This window comes from Bartonella sp. TT119HLJHH (genome assembly GCF_042193385.1).
Taxonomy (GTDB): domain Bacteria; phylum Pseudomonadota; class Alphaproteobacteria; order Rhizobiales; family Rhizobiaceae; genus Bartonella.
In genome coordinates this window covers 180,123-202,196 of record NZ_JBHILS010000001.1, presented here as the reverse complement: position 1 = coordinate 202,196, position 22,074 = coordinate 180,123, and the positions used below count along the sequence as shown (strand labels likewise).

The following is a 22,074-nucleotide window of genomic DNA, read 5'->3' as shown; positions in this document are numbered from 1 at the left end:
GTACGGTAAGAATGAAAACTATACCTTTAGGTTGGATGAAAGAGTTTTTGTGCATAAGAAGATTTATTCAAGTGTCATTAATTGATTAAAATGTTGTTAAAAAAACGCTAATGTTAGAACTGCTATAGAAAAAAGTTTATATTTCTTTTTATGAATTACTTAGAAATAAGATAAGGGGACTTGTCAAAAAATTCTTAAAACGTTTTTGGTAACAGAAAGAAAGGAATTGTCTAATACATTCAAAATAATATGTTTAAGCTATTATAAGCGACTAGAATCACTTTAGAACTTAAAAATTGGAGATGAAATATATAGGAAGAATTAATAGGAGCAAAAGAAACAAAGTGACATGTAGTTGTTGAGACAGAATCTAAGTACTTTATGTTTCATGACCAATGTAGTGATAATAGTCTATTATTTTTTTAAGATATTTTGAAGATTATGAAAAGGCGATATGGGGACGATGTTGAATACGAAGTATGAATACACTATAATGGGTAAAAGGTGAGGTATTTACGAACATAAATGCATTAAATATGTGAAGTCGAGAAGTGATATTCGCAAGGCTGTGAAATTTTTGGGGAGTGCAGGGTGTGTTTGCAAAATTTTGCAGCAGATTTCTTGTGATATTAAAGAGTATAGTTTATTTCTTAACGGAGTGGTGGTGTATTTTCATCTCGTTTTGGAGTCCTATTGCTTAAAGAAATCGTTTTTTACAAAAACGAAATGAGTAGCATAAAGTGAAAATGTTATTTTTTAATGGGGTTATTGAATAAGAAGTTTATATTTTGGTAACACCTAAAAGGTCACAATGAAACGTAGAGATCTATTTTGATTGGTGTGAAGGTATTTTGCTTATTGGAGGAATTAGAACAGTGATACATGAGTATCGAGAAATTTTTGTTGAACTTTTCCAGTGAAGAAAATCTTGTTAGAGACTAAAGAAGAGAGCTAAATAAAGATGTTTGAAAAGACTGTTATTGCTGCATCTGTAATGGTTCTGGTTACAGCTGGGGCCGCATATGCACAAACGCCAAATCGTTTAAATCAATTTGAAGCATGGGGGGCCTATTCTTATAAATCGCCCAAAAATACGATTTGCTATGTGTTATCGGTACCTTTGAAGGCTCTTCCAACGACGGTTAATCATGGTGATAACTTTTTCTTAATTACCAAGCGTTCTCATTCACCTGTTTTGTTTGAACCGCAGTTCATGGCTGGTTATACGCTTCAAGAAGGGTCGAGAGTGACAGTGACCATTGGAAATAAGGACTTTGATTTTTTCACGAAGGATTCCTCAGCTTGGTTGGCGTCATCAGAGCTAGAAAAGCAGCTTGTTTCTGCTATGCGTGCTGGAAACAATATGACAGTGCAAGCGATATCAAAAAGAGGAACGCATACCACCTATACTTATTCCTTAAAAGGGGTCACTGCTGCATTAAATGCAGCTCAAAAGTGCCATTAAGGTTTTGATAACTTCTAAAATAGTGATGTGAATTGGAAAGCAATGGCCATTTCTTATGACCTTAGACCAGTTGGTTCATGTTTTGCACGAAAAACAGATAATGTGGTCGTGAAGGAGAGTTCTAAGCTCTCTTTAATTGGTTTGTCGCAAGATGAAATGGCGCAAGCTTTAAAGACAGTTGGTGTACCAGAGCATCAAACGCGTATGCGTGTCCGTCAACTTTGGCATTGGCTTTATGTACGTGGCGTTTCAAATTTTGATGAGATGCTGAATATTTCTAAAGCAATGCAAGAAACACTTAAGTGCCATTTTTCCATTGCGCGCCCAGAAATTGTTGGAGAACAAATATCAAAAGACGGTACACGTAAATGGCTTTTACGTTTTCCTGCACGTGGAGCTGGAAGACCTGTTGAAATTGAAACAGTTTATATCCCTGAAGAAGGGCGTGGTACTTTATGTCTTTCATCGCAAGTAGGGTGTACGTTAACCTGCTCTTTTTGCCATACAGGAACGCAGGTGCTTGTTCGTAATCTGACCGCAGAAGAGATTTTGGCACAACTACTGGTTGCACGTGATTGTTTGGGTGATTTTCCTGATAAGAATACCCCTGATGGGGCAATTGTTCCTGTTGAAGGGCGCAAAATTACCAATATTGTTATGATGGGAATGGGGGAACCTCTTTATAATTTTGAAGCTGTAAAAAAAGCTTTATTAATTGCTTCTGATGGCGATGGGCTTTCTTTATCAAAACGTCGGATTACGCTTTCGACCAGTGGAGTGGTTCCTGGAATTATCCGAACTGGGGAAGAAATTGGTGTTATGTTAGCAATTTCACTCCACGCAGTACACGATACACTAAGGGATATGCTTGTTCCCATTAATAAAAAATATCCGCTTGCTTTACTAATGGATGCTTGCCGTAATTATCCTGGTCTTTCCAATGCAAAACGAATCACATTTGAATATGTTATGCTAAAAGATATCAATGATAGTTTAGATGATGCTAAGCGATTGATTCAGTTATTGAAAGGGATTCCTGCTAAGATTAATTTAATCCCTTTTAATCCGTGGCCAGGGAGTAATTATCAGTGTTCTGATTGGGAGCAAATCGAGCGTTTTGCCGATGTCGTTAATCAAGCGGGCTATGCTTCTCCTATTCGGATACCGCGTGGACGCGATATTTTAGCGGCATGTGGACAGCTTAAATCGGCTTCAGAGCGCTTACGGAAATCTGAACGTTTGCGATTTGAAGATGCCGTTGGTCATTAGTTAACGCTATTTTCAGTGATATAGTGATATAAAGCCTGTGCTTTTTTATTTGTAATTTAATATCCAAACCTCATGCGATGGGATATGTGAGATAGAGATTAAGATGGATAAGTACTAGACGAACAGTTCCAGCTTTTATATGTTAAATAGGGGGAAAGATATTCTTTACAGTCTGTTTTGTAATCTCTGAAAAAAGGAGAAAGCCTAATTTAGAGGGAACATAAAGTCTTAAGGATCGTAACTAATTATCATACTCTTTAATTCGGTTTTATGATTTTTAAAAACATCTACGATAATATTTTTTAAGAGTGGAAATTGCACATTGCCTCATACTTTTGTTTATGACGTTCTTTAATAAGATCACGCTTCATATGCAAAACAGAGGATCTAAAATATAAATACCATTGAGTTGTCCATTGATATGTTTTTTAAGTATCTCTTAGTGCACTCCTCATATCACGATAATGCCTGAGGAATATAACATAAAAGCTTCTGTGACAATGTATATGCTATCCCATCTTTACGTTTAATAAAAGCGTAAGTTAGTAGCACCATTCTATTTTTCAGCTCCCAATATTGTAACAGTTTTTGGCACTTAAGATGGTTCATAAGAGGTATTTTTATTCTTTTCTTAGATAGTTTTTATCCATACGAAAATTCCAGCTTTGCTTGTGATTACTAAGGGGAAAGGTGTTGTTTAATTCAACATAAACAGTTCCAGAATGAGAGAATCTTACAATATTTGATGTTTTATTTAAATTAAAAGCGATACATTACACGTATAAATCAATGTTTTGTAACTATAAGGAGATGGAGGGCAAAGCTGGTAAAAATACCAGCGATAAGCCAGTCGAGAATACGAATATAAAGAGGTTTTTTTTTGAGAATTTTGGTAAGTTTATGCGCTGTAAAAACAATTGAAATTGTAATGGGGAAAGAAATAGGGATATAGGAGAGTCCTAAGAAGAGTAACTTTTGTGTTGCCATAGGATCATTCGCATTGATAAATTGTGGTAAGAATGTCGCGTTAAAGAGTATAACTTTAGGATTGAGAAGATTAATTCCAATACCAGCAAGATAGTTACGTTTAGAGCTTTGAGATTTAGAAGATGTTGGTTCAAAGGAAAATGTCGGATTTCTCCGTAACGTTTGAAAGGAAAACCATAAAAGGTAAAAGGCGCCAACAATTTTCAGAAGAACAAAAGTATGTGGCGTAGTAAAGATAAGTGCTGATAAGCCAAGTGCTACGGCGGTAACCTGAATAGCAAACCCTGTTGCACTTCCCAAGGCGCACATAATTCCAGCTTTTTTGCTTTGCGTAATGGTTCGTCCTACAGAAAGCATCATATCAGGTCCTGGAATAAGTGCTAAAATCAACGATGCTAAAGCAAATTGTACAACAATAGACCACTCCGGTAGAAATGACACGTAAATCTCCTCTTATTTTTAAGCAGTGTTCACTATTTATACTTTGAGGCACCTTTATTTACGCTTTTTGCGTCTTTTTAATGTTGCTTAAAAAGAATTTATTTTTATATTTCTTGCATCGTTTTGATTTTTGGGTAGAAATACAAAAAGTAGCTCATATAGAACGTTAAAATGAAAAAGTGGCAAAATATTAGAAAAGTTGTTTTGGCTTATTCAGGTGGATTGGATACGTCAATTATTCTCAAATGGTTACAAAGTGCGCTAGGTGTTGAAGTTGTAACTTTTACAGCAGATTTGGGGCAGGGGGAAGAGCTAGAACTTGCTCGTCGTAAAGCTGAAATGCTAGGTGTTAAAGAAATCTACATTGAAGATTTGCGCGAAGAATTTGTGCGTGATTTTGTGTTTCCGATGTTTCGAGCCAATACCGTTTATGAAGGGACTTATCTTTTAGGAACATCAATTGCACGTCCACTTATTTCAAAACGTCTTATTGAAATTGCTAAGGAAACAGGGGCAGATGCAATTGCTCATGGAGCAACGGGCAAAGGCAATGATCAGGTACGCTTTGAGCTTTCCGCTTATGCGCTTAATCCTGATATAAAGATTATTGCTCCATGGCGTGATTGGGATTTTAAGAGTCGGACAGATCTGTTTGAATTTGCGCGTATGCATCAAATTCCTATAGAAAAGGATAAGCAAGGCGAAGCACCTTTTTCAGTGGATGCAAATTTATTACATTCTTCATCAGAAGGAAAGATTTTAGAAGATCCGGCATTTCCTGCTCCTGAATATGTCCATATGCGTACTCTTTCGCCGGAAGATGCTCCAGATCAAGCGACCATCATCACTCTTGGCTTTAAAAAAGGCGATGCTGTCTCAATCAATGGAAAAAATTTATCTCCTGCAACTTTACTTGCAGAATTGAATCATTATGGGCGGGATAATGGTATTGGTCGGTTGGATTTGGTAGAAAATCGTTTTGTAGGTATGAAATCGCGGGGTATTTATGAAACACCAGGGGGGACCATTCTTTTGACGGCTCACAGAGCTATAGAATCTTTAACGCTAGATCGGGGTGCCGCTCATTTGAAAGATGAATTGATGCCGCGTTATGCAGAACTCATTTATTATGGCTTTTGGTTTTCTCCCGAACGTAAGATGTTACAGGCAGCGATTGATTTATCTCAAGAACATGTTGAAGGTGAAGTCACGTTAAAGCTCTATAAGGGGAACGTGATTGTTGAAGGGCGCCAAAGTAAAAAATCACTTTATTCGAGTGAATTGGTAACTTTTGAGGATGATCAAGGTGTTTATGATCAAAGAGATGCAACTGGTTTTATTAAATTAAATGCCCTACGTTTACGTACATTAGCAAAGCGTCATCAAGGTGATAAAGAAAAGAAATAAAAAATACTTTGATAAGTATCATGTGGGGCAATGCTTTTGTATGAAATGCCTAGTTTAAGCATTTTTTCTGTTGGTTTTTACAGTTCTTTCGTTCAATACTAGAAGCTTATCTTTTGCGCTAATAAATATAATAAGCAAAACCCATGATAATCATAGCAATGAAGGCTTCGATAATCAAAACAAGTCAATTTTGCTTTATAATATTGAATGTTTTTGATTTTTATCAGAACAAAATATGTTTATAACGAAGGCGGTTTTTGTATTGTGACTTAAGAGTATAAAGAAATTTTCATCTTTTTGCTTGCTATTATTGACGAATAAATTCAAGAACCATACACCCTACTTTGAAAGATTATAATTTTTAGGATAAATAATGATGCGTAATCAGTGTGATGCCCTTAGCCTTACGCCTGAATTAAAGGATGCGGCTGCTCAATCGAGAACTTGGCCATTTGAAGAAGCACGTAAGATTATCAAACGGTATGAAAAGACGGGTTATCCAGACAGTGTAATATTTGAGACCGGTTATGGACCTTCTGGTTTACCGCATATTGGAACTTTTGGAGAAGTTGCACGTACGACCATGGTGCGTCATGCATTTCATATTCTCACGGAGAATAAAGTAAAAACAAAATTGCTTTGTTTTTCTGATGATATGGATGGTTTGCGCAAGGTTCCTGAAAATGTACCAGATCGCAAAAAGATGGAACATTATCTTGGTCAACCTTTGAGCCGTGTACCTGATCCTTTTGGAGATGATTATCCTTCTTTTGGGGCGGCAAATAATGCACGTTTACGGGCTTTTCTTGATCGTTTTTGTTTTGATTATGAATTTGCAAGTGCTACGGATTATTACAGTTCCGGTCGTTTTGATGAAACACTTTTAAAAATCCTTGCTTGTTATGACAAGGTGATGGCAATTATTTTACCAACATTGGGTGAAGAGCGACAGGCGACCTATTCTCTCTTTTTACCGATTTCCCCTTTTTCTGGAAAAGTATTACAGGTGCCGATGATTGCGCGGAATGTTGAAAAAGGTACAGTCACTTATATTGAACCTGAAACAGGAGAAACTATAGAAACAGAGGTTACGGGGGGAAAAGTTAAGTGTCAGTGGAAGGTTGATTGGGCAATGCGCTGGACAGCGCTTGGCATTGATTATGAAATGGCAGGAAAAGATCTTATCGATTCCACAAATCTTTCTTCTAAAATTTGTAAAGTACTAGGTGGAAAGCCTCCAGAAGGATTTAATTATGAGCTCTTTTTAGATGAGAAAGGGCAGAAAATTTCCAAATCCAAGGGAAATGGCTTAACCATTGATGAATGGCTTACTTATGCCCCAACAGAGAGTTTAGGGCTTTATATGTTTTCAAAACCCAAAACAGCAAAAAGGCTTTATTTTGATGTTATTCCCAAAGCTGTGGATGAATATTATGCGCATCTTTCTGCTTATGGTCGTCAAAGTTGGCAAGAACGGCTCAATAATCCTGTATGGCATATTCATAATGGTTGTCCACCGCAGGTTGATTTGCCTGTATCCTTTGCGATGCTTTTAAATTTGGTAAGTGCTTCAAATGCGGAGAATGCAGAAGTTCTTTGGGGTTTTATTTCTCGTTACGCTAAAGGAGCAAATGCACAAACGTATCCAGAACTTGATCAATTGGTGAAGTTTGCCATTAAGTATTTTGATGTTTTTGTTAAACCAAACAAAAAATTTCGTATACCAGATGACAGCGAACGAGCAACATTAGCACAAATTGATGAAAAATTAGCTCATTTACCTGAAACTGTTGATGGCAACATATTACAAAATATGCTTCTTGATGTTGCACGGTTAACGGAACGCTATCAAGATCATAGCAAAAAAAGCCCTGAAGGTGGGCCTGGTGTTTCCAATGTTTTTTTTCAAATGTTGTATGAAGTCCTTCTTGGACAAGAGCGAGGTCCACGATGGGGATCATTTATAGCGCTTTATGGGATTAATGAAATGCGTGCACTGATTGCTGAAACACTTGCACGACCTATGGAGGAATAATGGAACGAAGAGTGCAGGAAGTAAAGCGACGCCGTACATTTGCAATTATTGCTCACCCAGATGCTGGGAAAACAACATTGACGGAAAAGCTTTTATTGTTTGGTGGTGCTATTCAACTTGCAGGAGAAGTAAAAGCCAAAAAAGATCGTATTCAAACCCGTTCTGACTGGATGAATATTGAGCGTGATCGTGGTATTTCTGTTGTGACTTCTGTGATGACGTTTGAATATGAAAATCATATTTTTAATCTCCTAGATACCCCAGGCCATGAAGATTTTGCAGACGATACTTATCGCACGCTTACAGCTGTTGATAGTGCTATCATGGTATTGGATGGGGCCCGCGGGATTGAGCCTAGAACACTAAAACTGTTTGAAGTGTGTCGGATGCGGGATATTCCTATTGTTACTTTTATCAATAAAATGGATCGTGAGGCACGTGATCCTATAGAGCTTTTAGATGAAATTGAAGAAAAGCTTGCTCTTGATACCGCCCCCATAACATGGCCCATTGGGTCGGGTAAAGATTTTGTCGGGACCTATGACCTTCATCATAATCGGTTTCGTCAAAAAGATGATGAGATAACACAGAAAATAGTTTCAAATCCCAGAGAGGTTGTCCATTTACTCCCTGAATATCAACGTTCCACTTTTATTGAAGGGGTAGAACTTGCTCAAAGTGTTTGCAAGAATTTTGATCTTCAAGCTTTCCGTGAAGGTCATATGACACCGGTTTATTTTGGTTCAGCTTTACGAAATTTTGGTGTTCGTGATTTGATCAATGCGCTTATAGATTTTGGTCAAAGTCCTCGTGATCAAAGTGCAGATCAGCGCAATGTCATAGCAACTGAACCTAAAATGACGGGATTTGTTTTTAAAATTCAAGCGAATATGGATCCTAATCATCGTGATCGTATTGCATTTTTTCGGGTATGTTCGGGAACACTTGAACGTGGTATGAAAACAAAGTTGGTCCGAACAGGAAAACCGATGACACTTTCGGCTCCACAATTTTTCTTTGCGCGTTCGCGCCAAATTGCTGATCAAGCCTATGCTGGTGATATCGTAGGGATTCCTAATCATGGAACATTGCGTATTGGCGATACTTTGACTGAAGGAGAAGATATCCTCTTTAAGGGGGTACCCAATTTTGCACCAGAGATTTTGCGTCGTGTTTGTTTGGGCGATCCAATGAAAGCAAAAAAGCTCAAAGAAGCTTTGCAACAAATGGCTGAAGAAGGGGTTGTGCAATTGTTTATTCCTGATGATGGGTCGCCTTCTCTCATTGGTGTTATTGGTGCTTTGCAAATTGATGTTTTAAAAGAGCGATTAAAAATAGAATATTCTTTGCCAGTGAATTTTGAGTCTGCACGCTTTAATTTATGCCGTTGGATTTCAGCGCAGAGCAAAGATGAGTTGCAAAAGTTTCTCAGCAATCACCGCTCTGCTATTGCGTATGATTTAGAAGGTGATCCAGTTTTTTTAGCGGAGAACCATTTTTCATTAAATTATGAAGCAGAAAGAGCTCCTAAGATAAAATTTTCTACTTTTAAAGATTATCAAGTAAGCTTTTAATGTAAAGAAGAATTTTTTATGTAACAATTTGGTTGATAATGATTTTTCATATTGAGTTGGGGATCTGAATATTGTTATTTTTTCTGAAAACAAAAGGAGTCTGTAAAGAACACTTTCAGATTGCACTGTATAAAGAATACGGTAAATTTATTTATAATATTCAATAATTTATAATATATTTGTAATTGTAACGTCTTTTAAAATTTTGATATATTTTTTCACAATAGCTTAAGACAAGGTCATATATTTCAGTATTTTGAATGTCAGCTAAAAATCTCCTGTATAAATAGAGCTTTTCAGTTTTTTCTTGTATGAAAATTGTATACAGTCAAAATAATACAAATAATCAATAAGCTAAAATTTGTTATTCCCAATATGAGATCATATGACGTATAAACCACGTGTCTTTTCTATATCTTCTGGAATGGCTTTTTTGCCTCACTTTGTTGAGGCACTGCTCTCCGGTACCCTTATTGATAATTTCGCTACCAATGGAGATATTCAAACTGCTCTTGCCGATAGCCTTATTTATGTTCCGACACGTCGTGCTGCTCGCGCTTTACGTTTAGCCTTTGTTGAAAGAAGCGATACACAATCAACTTTCTTACCAACCATTCGTGCTCTAGGAGATGTCGATGAAGACAGTTTCCTTTTTGTTGAAAATCATACCAGCACTCTGAATCCACCCATTGGAAAAAGTGAACGCTTACTGCTTTTAGCGCGCCTTATTCGCCCATGGCGTGAAAATTTACCTGCGCATCTGCGTGCCATGTTTGGTACAGAAGATGTGCTTATTCCGGCTCATAGTGCTGATGCAATTTGGCTTGCTCAAGATTTAGCACATTTGATGGATGAAATTGAAACAGAAGGAGCAGATTGGTCGAAGCTTAAAGATATTGCACCTGACATGGTCGCTGAATGGTGGCAAATAACGCTCGACTTTCTGACTATTGTTACGCAAAATTGGCCACAAATCTTGACCGAAAGGCAACGAAGCAATCCCGCTGAATGGCGTAATCAAGTACTCACAATGCATGCAGAGACTTTGCGATGCATGCAGCCTGATAAACCTATCATTGCTGCTGGTGTGTCAGGTTCTATGCCCGCAGTTTCTCATCTTTTAAAGGTTATAGCTTCTCTGCCCAAAGGGGCTGTTGTTCTTCCTGGTCTTGATCTTCATATGGATGAAGAACAATGGAATGCATTAAGCACAAGCAATAAAGAAAAAACAGCTTGCGATTTTTTTGATCCTGCAGAAAATGTTTTTAGCCATCCTCAATATCATTTAAAAAAACTTCTTTCTCTCATGGAGTGTCAACGTCATCATGTTTGCGAAATTGGCCAACAGAGTAGCACAAAGAAAAGACGCATGGCTCTTTTATCAGAAGCACTCCGACCAGCTTCTACAACAGATAAATGGGTACAAATTGTCCGTGATGATTATGAGACTCTTTGTGCAGACTGGTCATTTATTGAAGCTATAAACGAACGTGAAGAAGCTCTTGCTATTGCTGTTGCTTTACGCAAAGCTATTGAAGAACCCAAAAAAACTGCAGCCCTTATTACAAATGACCGTAATTTAGCACGCCGTGTTTCTGCGGAATTACAACGATTTGGAATTGAAGCAAATGATTCAGGTGGTATACCACTTGCACAAACATTGCCTGTAACGCTTTTGCGGCTTATCTTAGAAAATGTATTGCAACCTGATGATCCTATTGCTTTTCTTTCTCTTCTTAAACATCCCCTTACAACACTTCAACAAAACCGTCATCGTTTACGAGAAATGGCAGAAAATTTTGAACTTTTTGTTCTTCGAGGGAATACAGGGCGTATTAATCTTTGCGAATGTGATCAATTTCTTGAAAAATGGATTGAAACATCTTTTCATAATAGTTCTGAAAATAACACCCTTGATCAGCAGAAATGTGAAGAAGCACGTCTCTTTTGTCATCTTTTAAAAAAAGCTGTTGAGCCTTTAACGTCTCTTATGAAACAAGAGAAAGAATGCACCATCAATGAGGCTGCAATAGCAACTGTTGAGGTTTTTGAAAATTTTGGTCGCAATGAGGATAATTCTCTTGCACATCTTTATCAACATGAAGCTGGACAAGCCCTATCAAATTTTTTGCGTGAATTGGTCAGTGATCAATCAGGATTAACATTTCATCTTTGCGAATGGCCTGCTATGTTTTCTGCCATAATAGCAACCCGTTCCGTCGCACCTTCGCCTGGAGGACATCCACGTTTATTCATCTGGGGTACTTTGGAATCGCGTTTGCAAACGGTTGATACAGTGGTCATTGGTGGTCTTAATGAAGGATCATGGCCGATATCAACCCGAAATGATGCTTTTTTATCGCGACCGATGAAAATGATGTTAACTCTGGAACCACCAGAACAGCGTATTGGTCTTTCCGCGCATGATTTTCAATGGGCGATGGGAATGGATAAAGTGGTGATGAGCCGAGCACTACGAGTTGATCATGTTCCTTCTCTCCCTTCACGCTGGCTACAACGCTTAGAAACTGTCGTAGGACAACAAGTTTGGAAACAAATCCGTGCACGAGGTGAAAAGATACGCCATTGGGCAAAGATGCTTGACAATACGGACATGTCTGCTTGTGCAACACGCCCTTGCCCTGTGCCACCCATTGCAGTGCGTCCACGTCATTTTTCCATCACCGAAATAACAACGTTACGCCATGACCCTTATGCCATTTATGCTAAAAAAATCTTAAGGCTCAAACCACTTAAAGCCCTTATTCATGACCTTGGTGCTTCTGAACGCGGAACACTTTATCACGCTATTCTTGCAGATTTTTGCACACAAATAAAAAATCTAAATGCTGCAAATGCATTAGATGTGTTGCTCGCTATTGGACGTAAAGAATTTGATAAGTTTAATTTGCCTGCTGATGTTGAAACAATCTGGTGGAATACATTTGAAAATCTTGCTCCCTTTATTTTGCAATGGGAACAAAGTCTAGAACCCCGAATACGACATTCGGAAGTGGAATCGCAAAAAATACCCATAGGTACAACAGGGGTAACTCTTTCAGGACGTGCTGATCGTATTGATATATTGCCAAACAAAACGGTTGAAATACTTGATTTTAAAACGAGTACACCCCCTTCATCAAAACAGGTTCGCGAATTATTATTTCCACAATTAGCATTGGAAACCGCTCTATTAATGAGAGGAGCTTTTACAGATTTTCAAAATCTGTCCCCCTCAAAACTATTTTATATTCCTCTTAATGGAAAAGGTAAGATTACTCCTCAATTAATTCTTTCAGAAAAAGCGGAAAAAGATCACCAAAATGTTATTAATCTTGGTGAAAGGGCGTGGGAACATCTTATCGCGTTAATGGAGTATTATCAAAATCCACAACAAGGCTATCTTTCACACGCAGTCCCTATGTTAAAACAATATGAAAGTGACTATGATCATCTGGCACGCTTATGGGAATGGTCAAATGGATTTCATAAAGGAGATCAATCATGACTCTTTTTTCTATTCCTGAAGCAGCCCTTGATGCACAAGCAACAGCAACACATCCAAAAACACATGTATGGGTTTCTGCAAATGCAGGATCTGGAAAAACCCATGTTCTAACCGAACGCGTTATTCGTTTGCTTTTAAACGGTACTTCTCCAGCACGTATTTTATGCCTTACTTACACGAGAGCCGCCGCCGCTGTTATGCAATCGCGGATTTTTCGCACACTCTCCAGCTGGAATGAACTCGATGATGCACAGCTTAAAGAAATCTTATCGAAGTTTGAAAACAAACCTATCAGTGCAACAAAAATAACCTATGCGCGCCAACTCTTTGCTCGTGCTTTAGAAACACCTGGTGGTTTGAAAATACAGACTATTCACGCATTTTGCGAATCTCTCTTGCATCAATTTATGCTAGAAGCCAATATTGCTGGACATTTTGAACTCATAGATGATATCAACCGCAAGAAATTACTACAAGAAGCCCGCTGCCAACTTTTAAAGCATCATGATATACAACCCGCTCTAAAACAGCTGCTTAAGGTTATCAGTGAACATACTTTTAACCAATTGCTGTATGAAGCAGCTGAAAAGCAACATAAACTGTCTGATTTTTTGTCTTCTCTTCTGTCTGAAAATGGAGAAGAGAAATTGCGGGCGCTGTTTAATTTAGCACCTGATGATACAAATCAGCAATTACTAGAAAAAATTCAACAGACTGCTCGTCTTCCTCTTTATGCTCTTAACCATTGTGAAACCCATGGGAATAAAAACACTAAGAGTATCATTGAAAAACTTCCTCAATTAGAAACTGCTTGTGATGAAGAAACTATCATTGATATTGTTTCAAATATTTATTTTACAACAGAAGGTAAACCTCGTAATTTTGCACTTATATCGTCTAAAAAATCAGATGAAATTTGGCCTTTTATTCAACAATTGATTAAAGATAAACAAAGCAAGCTTTCTGTTCTTTTAGAAAAATATCACTGTGCAAAAGTTGCCACCCTCAATATGGCTGCTTTTCAGCTTTGTGCCCTTTATCTCAAAATTTATGCAAATTTAAAAAAAGCCAATGGTTTTTTAAACTTTGATGATCTCATTGAGCGCACACTCCATTTGTTACAGCGCAAAGGTGCAAGCCAATGGGTGCACTATAAACTTGATAAGGGTCTTGATCATATTTTGCTTGATGAAGCACAAGATACGAACCCTGATCAATGGAAAATTATTCAACTTTTAGCGCAAGAATTTTTTACAGGTCATAGTCAACGTGACAATATACGTACTCTTTTCGCTGTTGGAGATGAAAAACAGTCTATTTATTCCTTTCAGGGCGCTGCACCAGAAAATTTTGCTGCAAATGGCAAAATTATTCAAAAAAAAGCACAACAAGCAAAGCAGAAATTTGAAAAAATACAATTGAATTACTCTTTTCGCTCCACAGCCGATGTTCTTAAAAGTGTGGATCTTGTCTTTGAAACACCAGAGAATTATAAAGGGCTTTCAGCAGAAAATACAAAAACCATACACGAAGCTATCCGTACTCACAGTCCAGGTGAAGTTATTTTATGGGATGCCATTTCTAAAGAAAAAGACGAATTTCCTGATGATTGGCATGTAACTGTTGATCATTTAGATATACCAGCAGTACGTTTGGCAGAAAAAGTTGCTGAAACGATTGCAGGCTGGTTACACAAAGGAGAAATGCTTCCAGCAAAAGGGCGGTTATTGCGTGCTAGTGATATTATGGTTTTGGTTCGTAAGCGTGATCAATTTGCCCTAGCGCTTTCTCGTGCCCTTAAACAACGCAATATACCCGTCGCTGGTGCAGACCGTTTACAGCTTATAAAACATATGAGTGTGCGTGATTTAATGGCACTCGGACGTTTTGTTTTGCAACCACAAGACGATTTGTCTCTTGCTTGTGTTTTAAAAAGTCCACTCTTTGCGCTTAGCGAAGAGGAACTTTATCAACTTGCCGCTCACCGTACAGGCTCTCTTTGGAAAAGCCTTTGTGAACAGGCATCGTCGCATATTCCTTTTAAAGATACTTTTGAAAGCTTGAGTCAATATCGTACTTTAGTGGATAAAATACCAGTCTTCGAATTCTATAGTCATATCTTAAATGATGATAAGGGACGACAAAAAATTTTAGCGCGCTTAGGCTCGGAAGCCAATGATGTGCTTGATGCTTTTATGGACTACACACTCGCGATTCAAAAAACGGGGTTACCAGGATTACAAGCTTTTTTGGAAACATTAAGTGTCAGTGAACCAGAAATTAAACGTGAGTTTGACCAAAATCATGAAGAAATTCGCATCATGACTGTTCACGCCGCAAAAGGACTGGAGGCTGCTGTTGTATTTTTAGTTGATCCCGGTAGTGCGATTTGGCATCCCCAGCATTCACCTCACTTGCTTGAAGTTCCCTTGAACAATGCATATTTGAGTGACCAACAAGCTTTTATCTGGCGCCCTAATGCAGAATTCGATACAATGCCTTCTAAACAAGCAATTTTGCGTTTAAAAGAGCGTGCTGAAGAGGAGTATAGGCGCCTTCTTTATGTAGGAATGACACGCGCTGAAGATCGCTTGTTTGTTTGCGGGTATAAAGGTCCGAAAACGCCATCTCATACATGGTTACAACTGGTAAAGAGAGCTCTCGAACCACATGCGGTAGCTATAAAAGGTCCTGCGGAAGATATTGCAGCTTGGCGTTATTGCATTACACCGCCTTCTTCTACTTCTATAAACCAAAAAATTTCTTCCGTTGAGTGCCAAACACTTCCACCTCTACCAGACTTTTTCTCCCATAAAGTACCAGCAGAACCAGTGTTACCAAAACCGTTAAAACCGTCAGTGGCGAGCCTTTCCATTGAAGCTGATACAGAGCTGTCCTCAAGTCCAAAACAGCTTACCACTTCACCTGTTTTAGGAGCCATGAACACAAACAGAGCTTTTTCCATTGAATATGGTAATCTCGTTCACCGATTGTTACAGTATTTACCCGATTGTCCCCCACAAAAACGTCGAGATTATGCTCGAAACTATCTCAATATCAAAGCCTCTCATTGGCATGAGAGCCAAAGAGAAGATGCTCTTTGCCATATTTGGAAAATATTAGATCATGTTTATCTCAAACCCCTTTTCTCTGAGCATTCACGTGCTGAGGTCTCCTTAATGGGTATTGTGAAAATTCGTGGAAAAGAACAAGCAATCTCTGGTCAAATTGACCGTCTCTACATCACGCAAAACAGCGTTATCTTTGCAGATTTTAAAACAGGAACCCCGCCAGAAAATGAAGCTGCTATTGCTTCTCATCATTGGTTGCAAATGGCTCTTTATCGAAAGTTATTGCAAGCTATTCATCCCGATAAAGATATACAGGCTCTGCTTATCTACAGTAAAGAAGCCAAAATTTTTAAACTTCCTCCAGAAAAACTTGAGGCATTTCTTAGTGAAGTTGCCTTATAAGTTACTCTTTTCCCTGCAAAGCATTTTTACATTTTATTTACTTTCATAAAATCGCTCAAACAAACACAACGCACAATCCCTAGTGTAAAAAAGTCCTTTAATAATTTATCTTTGCAATAACTTGATATGAATTGTTATTATACCAATCTATAAAAGGTGAATATAAAGGATAAATCAATGACGTGTATAAAAGTTGATAAGGACAATTTCGAAAGTGAAGTTCTAACTTCTTCCACCCCTGTTGTGGTTGATTTTTGGGCAGAATGGTGTGGCCCTTGCAAAGTGATTGCTCCAATGTTGGATGAAATTTCAATAGAAATGCAAAATCAAGTTAAAATTGCTAAGGTAAATATTGATGAAAATCCGGAACTGGCTACCCAATACGGAGTACGTTCTATCCCTACATTATTAATGTTTAAAAATGGAAATATTTCATCGAATATGGTTGGCGCTACCTCTAAAGGACGTCTTTCTGAATGGATAAAAGATGGGCTTAGTTAATTCCACGTATAATTACTATAAAGGAGAGAAATTTTGTCTCTCCTTTTGACTTTTTTAAAATATTCTTTTTTGCATTATGTTATAATGAAAAGACAATAAAAATCAAAATTTTAAATGAATTTAAGAATTCGTGCTTTTATGCATGATTCAATTGGCCATTTTTTATAAAAAATTGCTTTGTATGAAGAATATATGCAATTCTTTCCTTATAGGCGCGTTAAAAATATTGGGTGAATGATAATTTCATTAAAGGTATTTCTTCTTAGATAAGACTATTGAGATAGATAGTGTTTTCAACACATAAAGGGAGATTTTAAGCAAAAACTTTGCAAATTACTTTTCTGAAGCTCACAATTTTTAAGCAGAAAGAGACAAGCAATTCACTACAGGTTATATAATGCTCTTCTAAAGGGTTATCACTTCAATTTAAAATTCTCTTATACTATTCTCTAAAATCAAAATTGTAGGTATCAGATTCTCTAAAATAAATTGATGAATTTCTATAAATTAACGGCTGTCCTTTGCAATTTATGTCATTGTTATATAAAAGAGTCATCATTTCGTTTCATCTTCCATGGTTGGTGCCTCCATGAAGCCTTCTTTATGTTGTCTATCATCTCAGATTTCATAGGTAGTACTGAGGTATTATCAAATTAAAAAATGATGATGTTCATGTTTTTTTAAAATGTACGAATTGTAAAAGACTGTTGCAAACATTCAATGGAATGTTGCGCTGATCTAACTGTTACATGACGCCCATGTTCTTTATAGTGTAAGGTGAGTGCAAAAGTGGCGAGTTCTAAAAGAGCTGTATTTCTTTCTGGCCATTCAACAAGTAAAATATTTTTCTCACGAGCTTCATGAAGCCCTAATTCATCAATTTCTTCTGCCATAGAAAGGCGATAAAGATCAGCATGAATAATTTCAAACTTTGGAAGTTGATAGCTTTGCACAAGAGTAAAAGTAGGGCTTGGAACATCCATAGTGTTATCGTTCGCAAGTGTTTGAATGATTGTACGTGCAATGGTTGATTTTCCAGTTCCAAGATCTCCTTGCAGCGTTACAAGATCTCCTGGCTTTAAAGAAAGAGCTAAATTTTGTGCAAAAAGCTTTGTTGCCTCTTCATTTTCAAGAAAAAAACTAAAATTCATTAAAAGTTCCATGAAATGGATGAAAAATTTTTGTTATCATAAAGGTTAAAATTAAAAAATCGTATCTCCTTTGGAGAGTGGGAAAAAACATTTAACTGTTGTTCCTTTTCCAGAACCGGTAAGAATTTCAACATGTCCACCGTGTAGTTCAACGAAACTTTTTACAAGGGAAAGGCCAAGACCCGCTCCCGCACGCCCACCATGGTGTGAATGGGAAGAAAAACGTTTAAAAATACGATCAAGAACGTCTTCTGGGATGTCAGAGCCCTGATTGTGAACGCTAAAGACAATGTTATCATCTTGTTCATCGACGCAAAATTCAATAGTACTCGCCTCCGTTGCAAAATTAATAGCATTACTCAGTACATTCACAAAAATTTGATGCAAGCGCTTTTCATCAGCAGAAATAGAATTTAAGGAAGGAGAAATTTGTTGTAAAAGCGTAATATGCCGTCCATTAAGGCGATCTTCTACACGTGCTACTGCTTGTATCATAGCATCTGCAATATTAACCGATTTTATGTCCAACTCCATAATGCCTGCATCAAGGGTAGCAAGATCAAGAATATCGTTAACAATATTTAAAAGAGTTCCTGATTCTGAATGAATATGCCCAAGATATTCTTGTTGACGTTTATTGATAGAGCCGAAAATTTGATCACGTAAAATATCGGAAAATCCAATAATATTGGTGAGAGGTGTACGCAATTCATAGGAAACATGTTGGACAAATTCATTACGCAAACGATCAGCACTTTCTAATGCTTCATTTCTTTCTTGAAGAGCACGTGCAACATGGACAGTATCTGTAACATTCACAAAAGTAAGCATTGTTTGTCCATCGGGAAGAGGAACCAGAGTATAGTCAATAATCATATCATTTTTAAGATCTATACGACCTGAATATGTTTCACGTTTTTCAGCAAAACCGGTAATGAATTTGGTAAATTGATCCCATTCTTGTCCTAAGGTTAAGGCTGAACAATGGCTTTGTAACTGTGTAATATGGGTCCCTTCTACCAGTAAATTATAAGGAAGAGACCACAATTTCGACAAGGCAGGATTCGATAAACGAAGGCGTCCATCAGTACCAAAAACAACCACGCCTTCGGAAAGTTTATCAAGTGTTTCACCTTGTATTTTAATAAGTGTATTATAACGGCGTTCAAGATCAATTTTTTCTGTAAGGTTTTCGTAAAGCCAAGTGACACCTCCTTGTGGATGAGGGTTCGAGATAACACGCACCGTACGCCCATCTGGAAGATTCCAAATTTGTTGGTTCGATTCTGTTTGTCGATAGGCTTTAAAAAGTTCTTCTTTCCATGCGCGCCAATCGGGGTGTTCAGCAATGAGCCCTTTTTCACGTAGACGTTCAAGAAATAATGTATGGCTTGGTTCACTTTCTAAAAAGGAAGTCTCCAACGGCCATAAAATTTTAAAAGCATGATTACAGAATTTTAATTTTTGGTTTGTATCAAAAATAGCTACAGCTGTTGAAATTTGGTCAAGTGTTTCACAATGGCTTTGAAGAACATAACTTAATTCATGAGCAAGATTTTCATATGCGCTGTCATCACGCGCAAAAGCTGCCATCCCTTCGGCTGTTGTAATACGTGTGAGATGAAAACGATGTCGTTCTCCATCAATAACTGTGTGAACATGTTCTTGAAAAATTGTTTCTATTTCATCTGTTTTGCGTTGTGTATTTTCATTGAAAAGATCCCCCACTTCATCACTGCCTTCACGAAAATCTGTCATTTCTCTAAAGGCGCGATTGATAAAACAAACTTTTCCTTCACAATCTTTTATCCATACGGGCTCTTGAATAAGATCAAGAAGATTACGCTGCATTCTCAGTTCAGTAAGAAGGCGGGCGATATCTTTCTGTAAACGAGCATTTTCACTCTGTTGTTTTGAGATATCTTGAAAACGAGCAATAGCGACTGTTCCTGCGATGACTCCTGTAACTTGCAGCAATACATTGTTTGTGGTGGTGATAGAAAGATCAAAAGGGTGACATTTACAACGTAGTTGAGTCAATGCATAATCAAGTTCTCGCAGAGAATTTTCTTCAACCCAGAGCTCAAAACGCTGAAAATCTTTCTGGTCGATTCCTATTTTTTGCAATGCAGAAAGGGCACCAACGACACGGGGTAAGGTTGTTGGATTTTCCCAAATAAGAAGGAATTGCTCGGTTTCTTCCAGAAGCCATTCATAATATTTAAGTTTTTCAGAAAAATTTGCCTGAATTATCTTCAAAGGCTTCTGTGCAGTTTTTTTTGCACGCATAATAACAGCTAGGCACGTGAGAAGTGAAGCACAAGAAATTCCTCCACACAGCGCTAAAAGCAGCCATGGACCATTCGGCAAAGTGAAGAAAAATGGTAAATAACCTTCCAATGACTGAGCAAAAGCGCATGTTGGAGAAAAAAAGAAAAAAAGGCAAAATATATACGTATAGATTCGGATCTCTTTTTGAGCTTTTTCTTTGGGGTTATAGTCACCAAAGCTGAGCACGGCATCTTTCCCTTTTTTAACCCAAGGAAACGTATTAGTAACGATAATGGTTTGGTTTATAAGGTCCTTGTGGTGAGACTCCAATATAAGCGGCTTGTTCTTCTGATAAAACACTTAATTTTATTCCTAACCGATCCAGATGTAGACGTGCAACCTTTTCATCAAGATGTTTAGGCAAAACAGTGACTTCATTTGTATAGTGTTCTGAACGGGTAAAAAGTTCAATTTGCGCTAAAACTTGATTAGTAAACGAGGCTGACATGACAAAAGAAGGATGCCCAGTCGCATTCCCGAGGTTTAACAAACGCCCTTCAGAGAGCAAAATGATGCGTTTTCCATCGGGAAAGGTGATCATATCAACTTGTGGTTTAATATTTGTCCATGGCAAATTTCTAAGGGCAGCGACTTGGATTTCGTTATCAAAATGACCAATATTTCCAAGAATACACATATCCTTTACTTGTCGCATATGATCTAAACGAACAACATCTTTATTGCCTGTTGTCGTGATGATAATATCAGCACTGGAAGCAGCATCATCCAAATTAACAACTTCATAGCCATCCATAGCGGCTTGAAGAGCGCAAATAGGATCAATTTCTGTTATTTTAACACGAGCCCCAGCACCAGAAAGAGATGCTGCTGAACCTTTTCCTACATCACCATAACCACAGACAATGGCAGTTTTACCAGCGATCATCACGTCTGTTCCACGTCGAATACCATCGACCAATGATTCTTTACATCCATATTTATTATCAAACTTTGATTTAGTGACGCTGTCATTGACATTAATAGCAGGAAAAGGGAGAAGCCCTTCTTTTTGTAATTGATAAAGACGGTTTACACCTGTTGTAGTTTCTTCACTTACACCTTTGATTGCTGTGCATTGTCGTGTAAAAAATCCTGGTGTTGCATCCATACGTTTTTGTATTTGTTTGAAAAAAATTTCTTCTTCTTCTGTTTTTGGATGCGAGAGGATATCTTTATTTTGTTCTGCACGACTTCCCATTAAAATATAGTTTGTGGCATCAGCGCCATCATCTAAAATAAGATTGGAAGGATGACCATCTGGCCATTGGAAGATTGCATCTATATAAGTCCAATATTCTTCCAATGTTTCACCCTTAACTGCGAATACAGGAATACCAGTTGCGGCGATAGCTGCTGCTGCATGGTCTTGTGTAGAAAAAATATTGCTAGAGCTCCATCGTATATCGGCGCCAATCGCTTTTAATGTTTCAATTAAAACGGCTGTTTGAATTGTCATGTGCAATGAGCCAGAAATACGCGCTCCACGCAAAGGCTGACTAGAGGAAAACTCCTTGCGACAAGCCATCAAACCAGGCATTTCAGTTTCAGCAATGTCAAGTTCTTTACGACCATAAGCGGCAAGAGCAATATCTTTGACAACAAAATCTTGAGCTGCCATTCTTTATTCCTTTAAAATAAGTTTTTCCAAGACGGTAGGAGAAATTAAAAAAAAATGCAAGACAAGAAGAGGACTTCTTTATGTGAAAAAGCCCTTTTAAAATCTCCATAAATTTGTGCAACAAATATGCATTTATGGATCTGAGTAATGATGTTACTGACAGAATAAGAGATCTTCATGATAAGTCTTATTATATAAACAAAATTCTATCCTTTTCACGTAACTTTAAAGCTTTTAAAAATCTCCAGAGGGAATACCTTTTAAATAATAAAAATGGTGCATGTGCTTCACAGTTTTTATATCGATTTTTTATG

General features: G+C 37.6%; 12 protein-coding genes. 8 read left to right on the top strand and 4 right to left on the bottom strand.

Going from position 1 to position 22,074, the window contains the following annotated elements; all coding sequences use genetic code 11:
- Positions 1-961: 961 nt before the first annotated feature.
- Both ACFIJL_RS00640 and rlmN read left to right on the top strand, forming a co-directional pair.
- Positions 962-1,465, top strand: a complete 504-nt coding sequence (locus tag ACFIJL_RS00640; protein ID WP_375622040.1) for an invasion associated locus B family protein — start codon at positions 962-964, stop codon at positions 1,463-1,465.
- A gap of 42 nt (positions 1,466-1,507) precedes the next feature.
- Positions 1,508-2,734: a 23S rRNA (adenine(2503)-C(2))-methyltransferase RlmN gene (gene rlmN / locus ACFIJL_RS00635; RefSeq protein ID WP_375622039.1), complete on the top strand. Its 1,227-nt coding sequence runs from the start codon at positions 1,508-1,510 to the stop codon at positions 2,732-2,734.
- Positions 2,735-3,520: 786 nt separating this feature from the next.
- Here the strand turns inward: rlmN and ACFIJL_RS00630 are convergent.
- Positions 3,521-4,162 (bottom strand): LysE family translocator, encoded by a 642-nt coding sequence (locus tag ACFIJL_RS00630; RefSeq protein WP_375622038.1) that lies wholly within the window; start codon positions 4,160-4,162, stop codon positions 3,521-3,523.
- A 171-nt stretch (positions 4,163-4,333) separates the two neighbouring features.
- Here ACFIJL_RS00630 and ACFIJL_RS00625 point away from each other — a divergent pair, with 171 nt between their 5' ends.
- From ACFIJL_RS00625 to trxA, 6 genes are all read left to right on the top strand, one after another.
- A complete protein-coding gene (locus ACFIJL_RS00625; protein ID WP_375622037.1) occupies positions 4,334-5,569 on the top strand; it encodes an argininosuccinate synthase in 1,236 nt (411 codons plus the stop codon).
- A 373-nt stretch (positions 5,570-5,942) separates the two neighbouring features.
- Positions 5,943-7,604, top strand: coding sequence for a lysine--tRNA ligase (locus ACFIJL_RS00620; protein WP_375622036.1), 1,662 nt, complete (start codon positions 5,943-5,945; stop codon positions 7,602-7,604).
- Complete coding sequence (locus tag ACFIJL_RS00615; RefSeq protein ID WP_375622035.1) at positions 7,604-9,178, top strand: peptide chain release factor 3; 1,575 nt, start codon at positions 7,604-7,606, stop codon at positions 9,176-9,178. Before ACFIJL_RS00620 ends, ACFIJL_RS00615 begins: the two co-directional genes overlap by 1 nt.
- A 385-nt stretch (positions 9,179-9,563) precedes the next feature.
- Complete coding sequence (gene addB, locus ACFIJL_RS00610) at positions 9,564-12,686, top strand: double-strand break repair protein AddB (protein WP_375622034.1); 3,123 nt, start codon at positions 9,564-9,566, stop codon at positions 12,684-12,686.
- Entirely contained in the window at positions 12,683-16,159 is a 3,477-nt protein-coding gene (gene addA, locus ACFIJL_RS00605) for a double-strand break repair helicase AddA (protein WP_375612786.1), read from the top strand. The genes addB and addA overlap by 4 nt, the downstream gene beginning before the upstream one ends.
- Positions 16,160-16,336: 177 nt before the next feature.
- Entirely contained in the window at positions 16,337-16,660 is a 324-nt protein-coding gene (gene trxA / locus ACFIJL_RS00600; protein ID WP_273790200.1) for a thioredoxin, read from the top strand.
- A gap of 680 nt (positions 16,661-17,340) precedes the next feature.
- Here trxA and tsaE read toward each other — a convergent pair.
- The 3 genes from tsaE to ahcY are packed head-to-tail and all read right to left on the bottom strand — an operon-like array spanning position 17,341 to position 21,760.
- Complete coding sequence (gene tsaE, locus ACFIJL_RS00595; protein WP_375612787.1) at positions 17,341-17,811, bottom strand: tRNA (adenosine(37)-N6)-threonylcarbamoyltransferase complex ATPase subunit type 1 TsaE; 471 nt, start codon at positions 17,809-17,811, stop codon at positions 17,341-17,343.
- 51 nt (positions 17,812-17,862) lie between these two features.
- The gene (locus ACFIJL_RS00590; protein ID WP_375612788.1) at positions 17,863-20,328 is read right to left on the bottom strand and encodes a PAS-domain containing protein; all 2,466 of its coding nucleotides are present in this window, start codon (positions 20,326-20,328) and stop codon (positions 17,863-17,865) included.
- Positions 20,329-20,362: 34 nt separating this feature from the next.
- Entirely contained in the window at positions 20,363-21,760 is a 1,398-nt protein-coding gene (gene ahcY, locus ACFIJL_RS00585; RefSeq protein ID WP_375622033.1) for an adenosylhomocysteinase, read from the bottom strand.
- Positions 21,761-22,074: the final 314 nt, after the last annotated feature.

What these genes read in the sequence shown, in the direction of transcription:
- ACFIJL_RS00640 (WP_375622040.1), top strand. Translation starts at nt 962, where the DNA reads ATGTTTGAAAAGACTGTTATTGCTGCATCTGTAATGGTTCTGGTTACA.
- ACFIJL_RS00620 (WP_375622036.1), top strand. Translation starts at nt 5,943, where the DNA reads ATGATGCGTAATCAGTGTGATGCCCTTAGCCTTACGCCTGAATTAAAG.
- tsaE (WP_375612787.1), bottom strand. Translation starts at nt 17,811, where the DNA reads ATGAATTTTAGTTTTTTTCTTGAAAATGAAGAGGCAACAAAGCTTTTT.
- addA (WP_375612786.1), top strand. Translation starts at nt 12,683, where the DNA reads ATGACTCTTTTTTCTATTCCTGAAGCAGCCCTTGATGCACAAGCAACA.
- rlmN (WP_375622039.1), top strand. Translation starts at nt 1,508, where the DNA reads ATGGCCATTTCTTATGACCTTAGACCAGTTGGTTCATGTTTTGCACGA.
- addB (WP_375622034.1), top strand. Translation starts at nt 9,564, where the DNA reads ATGACGTATAAACCACGTGTCTTTTCTATATCTTCTGGAATGGCTTTT.
- ACFIJL_RS00625 (WP_375622037.1), top strand. Translation starts at nt 4,334, where the DNA reads ATGAAAAAGTGGCAAAATATTAGAAAAGTTGTTTTGGCTTATTCAGGT.
- ahcY (WP_375622033.1), bottom strand. Translation starts at nt 21,760, where the DNA reads ATGGCAGCTCAAGATTTTGTTGTCAAAGATATTGCTCTTGCCGCTTAT.
- ACFIJL_RS00615 (WP_375622035.1), top strand. Translation starts at nt 7,604, where the DNA reads ATGGAACGAAGAGTGCAGGAAGTAAAGCGACGCCGTACATTTGCAATT.
- trxA (WP_273790200.1), top strand. Translation starts at nt 16,337, where the DNA reads ATGACGTGTATAAAAGTTGATAAGGACAATTTCGAAAGTGAAGTTCTA.